This is a genomic window from Bacillus sp. PPSBB_2 (assembly GCF_045291115.1).
GTDB lineage: Bacteria > Bacillota > Bacilli > Bacillales > Bacillaceae_G > Bacillus_A > Bacillus_A cereus.
Window position 1 is genome coordinate 4954042 of record NZ_CP147983.1, and the last position, 13474, is coordinate 4967515.

The window sequence follows — 13474 nt, forward strand, 5'->3', positions numbered from 1 at the left end:
CCTCTATTTTATTTTACAAAACCTGTCATAGAATGACAACTTATCAAAATCGTCACCTTTGTCAATTCTACATTTATTACATTCTCATCGTCAAGTAGCGATTTGTCACATTATCGTCAATATATACGTGCTAATTGGAGCGAGCTTAAGTTCCTTTCCTCTAAATGAAGAAATTGGCTCTATTTTCGCTTCGTTTTCGTTTACTAACACATGCCACGTTGCTTCTTTCGGAAGTTGCACAGTTTTAGCTTCTAAACCGCTATTAAATAAGACGATAATCTCTTTCCACGGCCCAAACGTTTCTACATGCTCTAGGTGATATGCAAGTACTTCTGTAGATGTTTGTAAAAAAGTCATATGTTTTTTTATAAGGTCTGCGCTTTGTAATCGGAATGCCCCATGCTCTTTACGAATCGCAATTAAACCTTTTATATAGTTAACGGTCTCTATCTCTTTCTCTTTTTGATCCCAATCTAATTGATTGATCTCATCATTTGCATTATAACTATTTTCATTTCCTTTCTTCGTACGATAAAACTCTTGCCCTGCGTGTAAGAAAGGAATGCCTTGTGAAAGAATAACCATTGCGCTCGCTAACAGGTGACGTTTTTTCAAAATCGTTTCTGATTCTTCATTACTGCGCACTAGTTTATCCCACATCGTCATATTATCATGACATTCTACATAGTTAATGCTTTGCGCTGGCTCTAGAAACAGCCCTGTTTCTTTCATACTTAAAAGACTTCCTGCTGCAATATACTGCAAATGATTACAGTCTACATGCCCACCAAATGCAAAACCACGCTTATTTATATGAAATGTACTCCCTTTTATCCCATCACGAAATTGATCATTAAACTGCGCGATATGTGGCATTTTCTTCGCATTATTTAACGTTGCTTTTTCCTCACGAGGAAGCGGTGTTTGTAAATCCCATCCTTCTCCTAATAACAAAGCATCTCTTTTTATGTTTCGCACTTCTTTTTCTATCATATTCATTGTATCAACATCTAAAATTCCCATTAAGTCGAATCGGAATCCATCGACATTGTATTCAGTAAGCCAATATAAAATAGACTCTACAATGAATTTCCTCATCATTTTCCGTTCAGACGCTATATCATTTCCGACTCCCGTCCCATTAGAAGGCATACCATCTTCACCATGACGAAAATAATATCCTGGAACAAGCTTTTCAAATGATGATAGCTCTCTTTCATAAACATGATTATATACAACATCTATAATCACCCTAATACCTTGTTTATGAAATGTTTCAATTAGTTGTTTGCACTCAACTATCCTGTTATACGGATCAGAGGGGTTTGTAGCATAATATCCTGTTGGTGCATTGTAATATAATGGATTATATCCCCAATTATAGGCGGACGAAGGATTCGCCTCATCTACACCACCGAAACAATATAAAGGTAATAGTTCAACATGTGTAACACCTAAATCTTTTATATGAGACAACCCTGTTAATGTCCCATTCCGTCCTGTTGTTCCCTCTTCCATCAATCCTTTATATGTTCCCTTTTGAATTACTCCACTATTTGGATGTATAGTCGCATCACGAATATGCAGTTCATACAATATGGCATCTGTCATTGATTGTAATGTTGGTAATCCCTCTCGTCTTGTTACATTCGTTTTTTCTAAATTGATAACAACACCATGTTTTCCATTTACCGTCACCGACTTTGCATAAGGATCCACAGCTTCGTTCCATATTAAATTAATACAAACAAGAAATGTATAGCGTGCTCCGTCTAAATCACCTTGTAATGTTTGAATCCAAACTCCGTTTTCTCCCCTGTACATTTCATGATCGGCATATTCTTTATCGCTCTTATAAATTCTTACTTTCGCAAGCCTTGCAGTTGGGGCCCATACTTTAAATGTCGTTTCTTCTTTTTGATAAACAGCACCTAAATCTGTACCTTCGTAATAATACTTTTCATCGAAAATTTTTGTTCGAATAACAGCACCTATTTGTAAATCAGTTTCTTCATTCCGTTCATCTCGTACTGTATAATACTTCCCCACATCTAGCGGCTCTTCTATAAAGCACTCATACTTCGTTGCATCTGGAAGCGCAATCGTATGAGCAATCGGTAAATCTTTCACATTACTTCCTTCTTGCAAACGAAATGTCCGACTTGTTCCATACGCATGTGGGAGCAAAATTGTAATTTTATTCATTTCATCTAAATAGGCATCAAATGGACGTTTTACTTTCAACATAAAAAAATCACCATCATTCTCAAAGTTAAAATAAAGTGAAACTTTAATGAGCGAGAAAATTTCTCCATCCTCACTTATTATTAGCCTTCACCAATTAGGCGAGATAAAATGAGCTGCAAATGATAAGGCTTTTCTTATCAACAAGACTCTATACAGTAACTCCATTCTTCTCTATAGTATATTCACCTGCATAAAAAACGTTTTCAACATTCTATTTTTGTAATTTTATTTCAGCAATCGATTTATACTTCGGGGTTTCTTTCACGTGGGATTCGTATAAAGTAATTGTATCTGCTTGAAATGATATTTCAGGCACTTCTTTTATACTTTCTAAACGAAACTTTTCTTCTCCTATCCATTTACGAGCAACGGTAATATGCGGGTGATATGGGCGTGTTTCTAGAGAAAATCCATTTTCTTCACAAATGGCATGTATTTGCTTTTGCAACTGAAACAAATCGTGATTCTCACTTACCTTCGCCCAAAAAATACGAGGCTGATCTTCCCTACCAAACGTTGAAAAACCTTGTAATGTGAACGATAGTTCTTTTGTTTCTGCAATTGTTTGTAATCCATTCTTTATTCCCTCTAGCTGTTCCTCCGTTGCACTCCCTAAAAATGAAAGGGTAATATGATAGTCTTCTTTATGTACCCATGAACGAAATTGTAATTCCTCTTGCATGTCCTCTTTATAGTTAGACAGCATTTCTTTTATATGATTCGGTAACGTAATTGCGACAAAATAATGCAGTTCCATGTACATCTTCTCCTTCTTTCTATTGTTGCTTTTCTTTCTTATCTCATTCAGGTAAAAAGAAGCCGCTCTCCAAAATAGAGAGCGGACATTATTTATATATCCATTACTTCGCTAATTCATGAATTGCTTGCGCGTAAATTGCTGTTGCTTTTAATAAGTCTTCAATTTCGATATACTCATCTTTTTGATGCGCAAGTTCTTCTTTTCCAGGGAATAGCGGGCCAAATGCCACACCAGCTTTTAATGAACGAGCATAAGTACCGCCGCCGATTGCTAATAGTTCTGCTTTTTCACCTGTTTGTTCTTCATACACACGTTGTAACGTACGGATTAATACGTGATCTTTATCGACGTGATGCGGGCGAGAATTAGAATAGTCAGCCACTTCAAAACCATGCGTACCAACATATGCTTTCAACTTCACAATTGTTTCTTCAAAGTTAGTTGTAACTGGGTAACGTACGTTTAGCCCTAAGTTACCACCGTTTTCTTTCGTATAAGAAATGCGACCGACATTCACTGTTAACGGACCGCTAATTTCATCTTTATAAGCAATAGTAGCTTTTTCACCAAAAATATCACCAGTAAATGTTTCTGTTGCAAATGTCGCAAATGCAGTTGCTTTTCCATCAAGTGAAACTGTAGTTAAGAAGTTTGCTAATAATAAACCTGCATTTTCTCCTTTTTCAGGAGTAGATCCATGCGCTGAAATTCCTTCTATTTGCAACGTCACTGTATTTCCTTCTATAGTCGATTTCCCTATTTTTTTAGCAGTTTGTAAATACTCTTCATATGCTACTGTAAGTGCATTTACATCTTCTCCTGTAATAACCGCTTCTGCAAAATCAGGAACCATATTTAAACGGCGCCCTGAATCAAATGAAACAAGTTCATATGTACCTTTTTTCTCTTCACTACCATTTTGCACAACTTGTATATCAGAAATTCCTTTTTCTGCATTAATAATTGGAAAATCCGCGTCTGGCGCAAAACCGATTGTTGGCATTTCTTCGTTTTTAAAGTAGTGATCTACACATTTCCAATTGCTTTCCTCATCTGTTCCTATAATCATACGAACACGTTTGGAAAGAGGTAAGCCTAATTCTTTCACAATTTTCATCGCATAATATGCTGCCATCGTTGGGCCTTTATCGTCAATTGCACCACGTGCAAAAATCTTTCCGTCGCGAATATCTGCACTATATGCAGGAGTCGTCCAGCCATCTCCTTCTGGTACAACGTCAACGTGACAGAGAATACCTACTAATTCTTCTCCTTGCCCCATTTCAAGATGACCTGCATATCCTTCTAAATTTTTAGAAGTAAAACCTTCAGTTTCTCCTTTATGTAACATGAAAGATAAAGCTTTTTCTACACCTTCACCGAATGGTGCGCCCTCTTTCGCAGATTCTTCTTCCCATACACTTTTAATTTGTAAAAATTGTTGTGTATCACGAATTAAATCATCTTTTCGTTTCGCAACTTCTTCTGTCCAATTAATTGCTGACATCACGCATCCATCCTTCACTATATTGTTTCTTTCATCATAACAAACCGAAATCTCTTATGCCATACACGAAAACTAAATACCGAACAATTGTAATATTTCAGATATTTCTTATTAGTTTTTCTTTTGTTTTTTCAAAAAAATTTGCAGGAATTTGGCGTTTTACGTAGAATTTTATGTGTTAGTTGACTGACCATATATACAATGTCAACTACCAATATTTTTCTATATGAATATTTGTTAAATTTCTGTAAAATTTAAGTAGATTAAAGCATGAATTTTATCATGTAGAGTACAATGGTAGTAACGACCTTCTTTCCTGAATGGGGTCAAAAAAACTAGTAGAGGAGTGGTTTTCTCTTGAAACCTACAACTACTCGTATGCTAACACGCATTAAATCAATTTATATGTACATCAATGAAAACGGAACGGTAACGACGAAAGACCTTGTAGATGAGTTCGGGATCACACCGCGAACGATACAACGTGATCTAAATGTGTTGCAGTTTAATGAACTCGTGTATAGCCCTTGCCGCGGCAAGTGGACAACAACAGGAAAGAAAGTGAGAATGACCTCATAACGAAAAATAATTGTATGGTAAATAAATACATACCCCTTTCTAATAATTAGAAAGGGGTCTTTTCTGCGCCTATAAAGGTAGGTACTACTTTTCAGTATCTACTTGATATGTTTTTAACATTTCTACTTCTTCATCTGTTAGCTCTCGGTATTGTCCAAGTTCTAGTTCTTCATCTAATACTAACGGACCCATCTCTGTTCTCTTTAGGTAGACTACTTTTTTTCCTACCGCTTCAAACATACGCTTCACTTGATGGAATTTCCCTTCCGTAATCACAAGCTCAATTTCAGAAATATCATCGCTTTTCAATATTGTAAGTGCACCTGGCTTTGTTTCATAGCCATCGTCTAAAATAACACCTTTAGCAAATTCTTTTACATCCTCTTCTGTTACTACTCCTGCAACGTGTGCATAATATTTTTTCGGCACATGCTTTTTCGGAGATAATAATTGATGTGATAACTTCCCATCATTTGTTATCAATAGGAAGCCTTCCGTATCGATATCAAGTCGTCCAACTGGGAACGGATCAAAGATTGCATCTTCTAATTCTAATAAATCTATTACTGTTTCATGATTATCATCTTCCGTCGCTGAAATAACACCTTGTGGTTTATGCATCATTAAGTAAACAAATTCTTTGTATTCCACAACTTCACCGTGAATCATAACTTCTTGCTCTTCTACATTTACATGAACTTTCGCATCTTTTACTGGCGTTCCATCAATTTTCACAACGCCATCTTTCAATAATTTCTTTACTTCTTTTCTACTTCCATATCCCATATTTGCTAATAATTTATCTAATCTCACGTTTTTCACCTTCTTTATTTATCATAGAAAAGGGGACGTAATTACGCCCCTCTTGATTTCAACTTTATTTTAAATCTACTACCAAGTTTACGTTGAATTTTATCTAATGCTTCTCCACCAAATACTCTTTCAAGTACTCCTGTGCGAATTGCTAACAATCCGTAAACAAGACCGCCAATACCTGCACAAATCGCAACTGTTATAAGAGCACCAATACGGCCATCAGGCGAAATCATGAAGGATAGAATCCATTGTGATAGTTTTACAGCAACGACCATTATAAGTGTCAGTACTGCAATTTGGAATGTTCTTTTATATACAACACCGAATGAATAGTGTGCGTATTTTTTAATTTGTTGATTTGTGTACCAAACAGAAGCTAAGAAACCAACTGCTGTCGCTAGAATTGCTCCTACTGTACCGAAATAACGAATAAAGATTACGTTACATACAAATTTCAAAATAACGCCCATTATAAGCGCAATAATCGCATGCTTCTGCTGGTTAATACCTTGCAGGATTGCCGCTGTTACTGTAAATAAAGCGAATAACAACGCAACTGGTGCATACCACATTAATACTTGTCCACCTAGTGGATCTGAATCGTAAAACGCAGTATAAATTGGATATGCAAGTGAAGAAATACCGACAACTGCTGGCAATGTTAAAAACATATTTGCCTGGAATGTTTGTGTAATTTGTAATTTCAAATAGCGGTATTGTTTTTCAGTAAATGATTTTGTAATTGCTGGTACAAGCGTTAAACTAAACGCTGTTGCAAGTGATACAGGAATCATAATTAACTTATGCGTCCACATTGTGAAAATACCGAGAGCTCGCTCTGCGATATCACCTTGACCAATCGCCTGCATAATTGAGTTAAATGTCAATGTATCAATTTGTTGATATAAAGGAATTGTTAACCCAATTACAACGTAAGGAATCGCATATGCAAATAACTCTTTAAACAATTGAACGGTGCTTACTGTTGATTCTGGTACAGTTTGTTCAATTAAATATTGATCCAAATATTTTTTACGTTTTAGCCAGTACCAAATTAACACACCGAGTGCTCCAACCGCTGAAACGAACGCAGCAAATGTCGCTACTCCAACTGCTGTTGCAACTGTACCGCCAAGTACTTTAATAACGATAAAACTACCTGCTAATAAAAAGACGATACGAATAATTTGTTCAATAATTTGTGAAACGGTAGTTGGTCCCATAGACTGGTGACCTTGGAAATAACCACGAATTAAACTCGCTGCTGGTACAACAATAAGCGCGAAACTTACAAGACGAATGATCGTCGTAACTTCTCCTACATTATTGTGTATACTTTGTTTACCAAGCATCGCTTCTGCAAACAATGGCGCCGTCATGTACAGTACTAGGAACGAAAGAACTCCTGTTACTATCATCATAACCATTCCCGAGCGGAACATTCTCCGGCTCGTTTTATAATCGCCAAGCGCATTATATTTGGAAACAAATTTTGAAACAGCAAGTGGCACACCTGCCGTTGCGATACTTAAAAAGATCGTATATGGAATGTATCCATATGTATAGAGCGTTCCGCCTTCTGTTCCTACTAATGCATGAAACGGAAAGACGTAAATCATGCCTAAGAACTTTACTAAAAATGTCCCTAGCGTAACAATAAGCGTTCCGCGCAGAAATTTCGAATCGGACATACAAAAATCCTCCTACATCTACATAAAGTGAAACTATAATTAGTTGGAGACTTCTCTCCTACTCCTTATTAGTTGAACCATTCGAGCATTTACAGGCTAACAGACTCCCTATTTACTTCTCCTAAATCTTGAGGTTTTAGTCTTATCGCCTACAAATGGCAGGATAGTGCTGAACTCTAACTTTTGTATTGTACCACAATTCTCTCATTAAGCAGTACTTCACTCTATTTTTCTTTTAAGGGAAAACATGCTATTCTTTTAGGCAGGAAATGTAGAAAATGAGGTCGATATATTATGCATTATGATGTTATTGTCATCGGCGGCGGTCCTTCTGGGCTAATGGCTGCAATTGGTGCTGCAGAAGAAGGCGCAAATGTCTTACTTCTTGATAAAGGAAATAAACTTGGGCGTAAACTTGCAATTTCTGGTGGCGGACGCTGTAACGTAACGAACCGTCTACCACTTGATGAAATTGTTAAACATATACCAGGAAACGGTCGCTTCTTATACAGCGCTTTTTCTATTTTTAATAATGAAGATATTATTACATTCTTCGAAAATCTCGGTGTTAAATTGAAAGAAGAAGACCACGGTCGCATGTTCCCTGTGTCAAACAAAGCACAATCTGTTGTAGACGCACTTTTAACACGATTAAAAGACTTAGGTGTAAAAATTCGTACAAATACGCCTGTTGAAACGATTGAATATGAAAATGGTCAAACAAAAGCAGTTATACTGCAAACAGGCGAAGTGTTAGAAACAAATCACGTCGTTATCGCTGTTGGCGGAAAATCAGTTCCTCAAACTGGATCTACTGGAGACGGATATGCTTGGGCTGAAAAAGCGGGTCATACAATCACAGAATTATTCCCAACAGAAGTACCTATCCTTTCAAACGAGCCGTTTATACGTGACCGCTCATTACAAGGTCTTGCTTTACGTGATATAAACTTAAGTGTATTAAACCCGAAAGGAAAAGCTATCATTTCTCACAAAATGGACATGCTCTTCACTCATTTCGGCCTATCTGGACCTGCTGCTCTTCGCTGTAGCCAATTCGTCGTGAAAGCACTGAAAAAGTTTAAAACGAATACAATACAAATGAGTATTGATGCATTGCCAGAGGAAAATAGTGAGCAACTGTTTCAGCGCATGCTGAAACAAATGAAAGAAGATCCAAAAAAAGGAATTAAAAACGTTTTAAAAGGTTATGTTCCTGAACGTTACTTCCTATTCTTATTAGAAAAAAATGAAATTGACGGCAGCGAACAAGCTGGACAAGTTTCTCACGAAAAGATTCGTGCACTTGTGAAAGACTTTAAAGAGTTTACTGTGAATGTAAATGGTACGCAGTCAATTGAAAAAGCATTCGTTACTGGCGGCGGTGTATCCGTGAAAGAAATTAATCCGAAAGAAATGTCTTCTAAATTTACGAACGGCTTATATTTCTGCGGAGAAGTTCTTGATATTCATGGTTATACTGGTGGCTATAATATTACATCAGCCCTTGTTACTGGTAGAATTGCCGGAACGACAGCTGGAGAAAACGCGAAAATGCAGTATTAAAAAAAAGAAACAGGGATTCCTGTTTCTTTTTTTATAGGTACATGAAATTATATGAGCGATTCTGCAACTTATATCGGCGATTTCCCAAATATATCGACTTACCGACAAGAAACGACAAATATAGGCTCCACTTAACTTCCCATTGCTTTTTTGTTGCTTTATATACCTTAGTACCTTTATATTTTATATTGTTGAATATTTAAAAAAGGGTAAGGGGAAAAACAAATGAGAAAAAAAGTCATGATGTCTTTAATGTTAATGACGTTTCTTTCTGCGGTAGAAGGAACGATTGTTAGTACAGCAATCCCTCGTATAACGAGTGATTTGTCAGGCGTCGAACTTGTTAGTTGGGTATATGCAATTTATATGCTTGCAACAGCTGTTTCGACTCCAATATACGGAAAGCTCGCTGATTTATTTGGCCGTAAAAAAGTTTTACTGATCGGAGCTACAATCTTTTTAGTCGGTTCTGCACTTTGCGGAGTCGTTACATCGATGGAACAATTAATCTTCTTCCGCGCGCTTCAAGGTATCGGTGCTGGTGCTGTTATGCCAATCACAATGACGATTATTGGAGACTTATATAGCGAAGCGAAAGACCGCGCGAAAGCACAAGGTTGGATGAGTGCCGTTTGGGGTGTATCCGGTGTTATCGGACCGTTAGTAGGTGGATTTTTAGTTGATTCCCTTTCTTGGCGCTATATTTTCTTCCTAAACGTTCCATTCGGAATTATCGCTTGCTTAATGATTGCAATTTACTACAAAGAATCTATTAAACCTGCTAAGCATCATATCGATTATCTTGGTGCAACAGTCTTCTCATTAAGTACAATCGCTCTACTATATGCATTATTAACAGGTAGCAGTAAGCAAAACTGGGGAGACATGACAATTATCGGCCTATTAATCTTTGCCGCTATTTCATTTATTATTTTCTTATTCATCGAGAAGAAATCTCCGGAACCATTAATTCCGCTATCACTTTTCTCTAACCGTACATTATCTACGATAAATATATTAACTCTTATTGCTGGCGCAATGATTATTAGTATTACAATGTACCTTCCAATTTGGAGCCAAGGTGTATTAGGGAAAAACGCTACAGAAGCTGGACTTATTTTAATGCCAATTCCTGTTATGTGGACATTTGGCGCTATTTTCTCTGGTAACTTAGTAGGCAAATTAAAAACGAAACAAATCATTTTACTTGGAGCTAGCATTTTATCAGTCGCTACGTTCTTATTATTTACACTATCAACAAATTCACCATCGTTCCTTATTTATGTAGCAGTCGGATTATTCGGCTTAGGCATGGGGCTTGTGACACCGATTTACATGGTAACAATTCAAGCAGCCGTACCAGCTCATACACGCGGAACAGCTGTTGGTTTAAACACATTTATTAATACATTTAGTCAAACGTTAGGTGCTGCAATATTCGGTACAATCTTCAATACGATGATTCACGCACGTGGTATTAAAAATCTTGATCTTGTATCTGGTGGACATGGCGGTACTACAGCAAACGTAGTAACCGAATCGCAATCTGCATTAGCATCAAGCGTACACGTCATTTATATGAGCACTTTCGTATTAGCAGTATTTACATTAATTATCGCTTGGCTCTTATTAAAGCCAGCTACACAAACAAGTGAGCAACAATAAAAAGGATGACCATTTTGGTCATCCTTTTTTATTTTTCATTCTCCACAATATGTTTCAGCATGGATAATTTATTATCCCAAAAACGTTCATAATACGAGAGCCATTGTTGTAATTCTTCTAATGGTTCTGGATGCAAACGATATATCTTCTCTCTTCCGCTTTTTCTTCCACTTACTAAATTCGCTTCTGAAAGAATATGAAGGTGCTTTACAACCGCAGTACGACTCATCGGAAAATGATCCGTTATTTTGGAAATCGGTAACTCTTTGTCACTTAATAACCGTATTACTTCTCGGCGGGTTGGATCAGCAATTGCTTGAAATACATCATATTTCGCTGCTGACGAGGACACTTAGCCTTCGACAACCTTTTTCAGTTTTTCATTTACAATCGCTACCCAACCACCGCTCATTCTATCGCGAATAATAGAGCTCTTCGCATTTGCTTTCGGAAGAATTTCATCAGGATGTTTCCAGCCGCCGTGAATTAACGTAAATTCTGTTTTGTTATCTCCTAAGTCTTTCAAATCAAATGAAACAACCCAGCCATCTGTATCCCATGAGAAAGATAAATGGTTTGGTTCATCAATTTCTAATACTTTACATGGTGATGGCCCAAATGGTGATTGCACATGAAATTCATGTCCTACCTCTAATACAAAATCATTTGGCATAAACCATGACGCAATCCCTTCTGCAGTTGATACTACACTCCATACCTTTTGAATAGACGCGTTAAAAACGATTGTTTGTTTAATATCATTTAATGTATTTTGTTGTTCCATTTTCATTCTCCTTTACTCGGCGTTATAACATAACACCTTTTGGTTATACTTTGATAATATAACACCTTTTAGTTTCATGTCAACGCTAATCCTTTTACTGTTGAGAAATTCTCAACATTTTTTCAACAGGACAAACACCCTCTTAGCATTTCCTCATAATATACTCACAAAGGCAATACAAAATAAAAACTTCTCTCAACATGAAACTCCATCATTCATATTGAAAGAAGCGCCTTACTTATATCATGCGTACTTCGTCTCTCCTCCTTCCCTCAAGGGACAATACGCGAGATATGACAAAGTCAGAAGGAATATGCCCACCATTTGAGTAGGTAGTTATTTCTCTTCTCCTCAACATTTCCTCAGGAGCGAAATGACTACCGACTCACTTTTTTCAAACAAAAATAAAAAGGGGATGAAAGCGATGTTCTATTGCATTAACTGCTCTGATATTCATCATGAAAAACATCCAAATGATAAAGTATTCAAAAACGGTTTTTATATTGATCCATTTTTAGGTGATCGTTATCACCTTGGTATGTGTAAAGATGCCCAAAACCATGAAACAGGGGAGCCTCTTTTAACGACAAAGAAATTAGGCACAACCCAATCTATTATGAACGTATTACCGACACATGTTGTCCCAACATAAAACATAAAAAAGAGCTGGGTGAGCCAGCTCTTTTTTATGCTTTATAAACGATCATTGCTGAAAAACAATAAATTTGGTTTTCATCGTCGTTAATAGAAACACCAACTTGATACTTAATATCTACAAAGTTGCTATCATCAATCTTTTTCAAAAACACATTCACAGCGTCTTCTAAGTCTTTTTCGTGACTTTCATCAAAAACTTTCACACGAATCATGTTAACACCATCCTAGATCGCAGCCCTCCGCCGCTTGATTATTGCCACGGTGCGTATCTATGATGCGATAAAACTTTCCATTCTCATATATATATCCGTCTTCTAACACATATTTTTTATCTTCAGTATAGACATAAAACTTACCTATCATAAATTTACTCGTATATAATTCCAAATAATTTGGTCTAAATTTAGCTACAACTTTATTTGTAATATCAATTTTTATTGTGCGCCCCACCTTCTCTCCCTCCTTTGCAAAGAACGGATTTAGGTATATTGTATTAGCGCTTTTACATTTTATGCTTAAAAATAAGTGGATATGCCTTCTTTCTTCACCTGTACTATTTTTCTAAAAAAATCACTATAAATAAAACCCGAAAAAATACAAAAAAAGCACTTTATCTTATTGACTCGAATATAAATATTATGTTATTATATAAAGTTTGACATTTTTACATACGTATGTTATCATTAAAAGTGGTTACCACATATGGAGGTGGATGATTTGTTTCAAATTGGTGATAAAATCGTTTATCCAATGCACGGTGCAGGAATCATCGAAGCAATTGAAGAGAAAGAAATATTAGGTACTTCACGTCAATATTGTGTGATACGCATCATTAGTAAAGATATGCAAGTAATGCTTCCGATGGATCAATTAAAAAAATCAGGTATTCGTTATATCGTTGATCGAGGTACGTTAGATGATATACTTCTTGAATTTCAAAACGGGGAGTCAGACACATCACTCTCATGGAAACAAAGATATACAATGAATATGGAAAAAATGAAAAACGGCAATTTACAAGATAGCGCAGAAGTTGTTCGGGATTTACTTCGCCGCAATAAAGAGAGAACTTTAAATGCGAGTGAAAAACAAATGCTAGATAACGCCCGAAAAATGATGATCAGTGAAGTTGCACTCGTACAAAATGTTTCTGAACATCAAGCAACAGAATTTCTTCAAGATACAATTAATCACTAAATTTA

The 13474-nt window shown here is 36.4% G+C and carries 14 protein-coding genes; 5 read left to right on the plus strand and 9 right to left on the minus strand.

Going from position 1 to position 13474, the window contains the following annotated elements; all coding sequences use genetic code 11:
- Positions 1-105: 105 nt before the first annotated feature.
- From pulA to pepV, 3 genes are all read right to left on the minus strand, one after another.
- On the minus strand, positions 106-2247 hold the full coding sequence (gene pulA, locus V6946_RS25090; protein WP_000921740.1) for a type I pullulanase: 2142 nt from the start codon (positions 2245-2247) through the stop codon (positions 106-108).
- Between the two features lie 211 nt (positions 2248-2458).
- On the minus strand, positions 2459-3004 hold the full coding sequence (thpR, locus tag V6946_RS25095) for an RNA 2',3'-cyclic phosphodiesterase (RefSeq protein WP_000418984.1): 546 nt from the start codon (positions 3002-3004) through the stop codon (positions 2459-2461).
- A gap of 103 nt (positions 3005-3107) precedes the next feature.
- Positions 3108-4514: a dipeptidase PepV gene (pepV, locus tag V6946_RS25100; RefSeq protein ID WP_001274259.1), complete on the minus strand. Its 1407-nt coding sequence runs from the start codon at positions 4512-4514 to the stop codon at positions 3108-3110.
- Positions 4515-4871: 357 nt separating this feature from the next.
- Between pepV and V6946_RS25105 the strand changes: the two genes are divergently transcribed.
- Positions 4872-5093: a DeoR family transcriptional regulator gene (locus V6946_RS25105; RefSeq protein ID WP_000805512.1), complete on the plus strand. Its 222-nt coding sequence runs from the start codon at positions 4872-4874 to the stop codon at positions 5091-5093.
- A gap of 84 nt (positions 5094-5177) precedes the next feature.
- Here the strand turns inward: V6946_RS25105 and V6946_RS25110 are convergent, their stop codons facing one another.
- Together V6946_RS25110 and V6946_RS25115 are read right to left on the minus strand one after the other, a co-directional pair.
- Positions 5178-5906, minus strand: coding sequence for a pseudouridine synthase (locus V6946_RS25110; protein WP_001234947.1), 729 nt, complete (start codon positions 5904-5906; stop codon positions 5178-5180).
- A gap of 41 nt (positions 5907-5947) precedes the next feature.
- The gene (locus V6946_RS25115; protein WP_001284028.1) at positions 5948-7600 is read right to left on the minus strand and encodes a polysaccharide biosynthesis protein; all 1653 of its coding nucleotides are present in this window, start codon (positions 7598-7600) and stop codon (positions 5948-5950) included.
- 294 nt (positions 7601-7894) lie between these two features.
- Here V6946_RS25115 and V6946_RS25120 point away from each other — a divergent pair, with 294 nt between their 5' ends.
- Positions 7895-9166 (plus strand): NAD(P)/FAD-dependent oxidoreductase, encoded by a 1272-nt coding sequence (locus V6946_RS25120; protein ID WP_000558859.1) that lies wholly within the window; start codon positions 7895-7897, stop codon positions 9164-9166.
- A gap of 225 nt (positions 9167-9391) precedes the next feature.
- Positions 9392-10831, plus strand: a complete 1440-nt coding sequence (locus V6946_RS25125; RefSeq protein ID WP_006924902.1) for an MDR family MFS transporter — start codon at positions 9392-9394, stop codon at positions 10829-10831.
- Between the two features lie 28 nt (positions 10832-10859).
- Here the strand turns inward: V6946_RS25125 and V6946_RS25130 are convergent, their stop codons facing one another.
- On the minus strand, positions 10860-11183 hold the full coding sequence (locus tag V6946_RS25130) for a helix-turn-helix transcriptional regulator (RefSeq protein WP_006924901.1): 324 nt from the start codon (positions 11181-11183) through the stop codon (positions 10860-10862).
- Entirely contained in the window at positions 11184-11615 is a 432-nt protein-coding gene (locus V6946_RS25135) for an SRPBCC domain-containing protein (protein WP_000437765.1), read from the minus strand. It abuts the gene before it with no gap.
- Positions 11616-12039: 424 nt separating this feature from the next.
- On the opposite strand from V6946_RS25135, the gene V6946_RS25140 reads away from it, so the two are divergent.
- Positions 12040-12267, plus strand: a complete 228-nt coding sequence (locus tag V6946_RS25140; protein WP_000498989.1) for a DUF3973 domain-containing protein — start codon at positions 12040-12042, stop codon at positions 12265-12267.
- A gap of 34 nt (positions 12268-12301) precedes the next feature.
- Here the strand turns inward: V6946_RS25140 and V6946_RS25145 are convergent, their stop codons facing one another.
- Together V6946_RS25145 and V6946_RS25150 are read right to left on the minus strand one after the other, a co-directional pair.
- Entirely contained in the window at positions 12302-12484 is a 183-nt protein-coding gene (locus V6946_RS25145; protein ID WP_000621751.1) for a sporulation protein Cse60, read from the minus strand.
- A gap of 1 nt (position 12485) precedes the next feature.
- On the minus strand, positions 12486-12722 hold the full coding sequence (locus V6946_RS25150; protein ID WP_000533804.1) for a DUF2553 family protein: 237 nt from the start codon (positions 12720-12722) through the stop codon (positions 12486-12488).
- A 252-nt stretch (positions 12723-12974) separates the two neighbouring features.
- On the opposite strand from V6946_RS25150, the gene V6946_RS25155 reads away from it, so the two are divergent.
- Positions 12975-13469: a CarD family transcriptional regulator gene (locus V6946_RS25155; protein ID WP_000451445.1), complete on the plus strand. Its 495-nt coding sequence runs from the start codon at positions 12975-12977 to the stop codon at positions 13467-13469.
- The last annotated feature ends 5 nt before the right edge of the window (positions 13470-13474 follow it).

Excerpts from the sequence above, each read along its gene's own strand:
- pulA (WP_000921740.1), bottom strand. The coding sequence starts at position 2,247 with ATGTTGAAAGTAAAACGTCCATTTGATGCCTATTTAGATGAAATGAAT.
- thpR (WP_000418984.1), bottom strand. The coding sequence starts at position 3,004 with ATGGAACTGCATTATTTTGTCGCAATTACGTTACCGAATCATATAAAA.
- pepV (WP_001274259.1), bottom strand. The coding sequence starts at position 4,514 with ATGTCAGCAATTAATTGGACAGAAGAAGTTGCGAAACGAAAAGATGAT.
- V6946_RS25115 (WP_001284028.1), bottom strand. The coding sequence starts at position 7,600 with ATGTCCGATTCGAAATTTCTGCGCGGAACGCTTATTGTTACGCTAGGG.
- V6946_RS25120 (WP_000558859.1), top strand. The coding sequence starts at position 7,895 with ATGCATTATGATGTTATTGTCATCGGCGGCGGTCCTTCTGGGCTAATG.
- V6946_RS25125 (WP_006924902.1), top strand. The coding sequence starts at position 9,392 with ATGAGAAAAAAAGTCATGATGTCTTTAATGTTAATGACGTTTCTTTCT.
- V6946_RS25135 (WP_000437765.1), bottom strand. The coding sequence starts at position 11,615 with ATGGAACAACAAAATACATTAAATGATATTAAACAAACAATCGTTTTT.
- V6946_RS25140 (WP_000498989.1), top strand. The coding sequence starts at position 12,040 with ATGTTCTATTGCATTAACTGCTCTGATATTCATCATGAAAAACATCCA.
- V6946_RS25145 (WP_000621751.1), bottom strand. The coding sequence starts at position 12,484 with ATGATTCGTGTGAAAGTTTTTGATGAAAGTCACGAAAAAGACTTAGAA.
- V6946_RS25155 (WP_000451445.1), top strand. The coding sequence starts at position 12,975 with ATGGAGGTGGATGATTTGTTTCAAATTGGTGATAAAATCGTTTATCCA.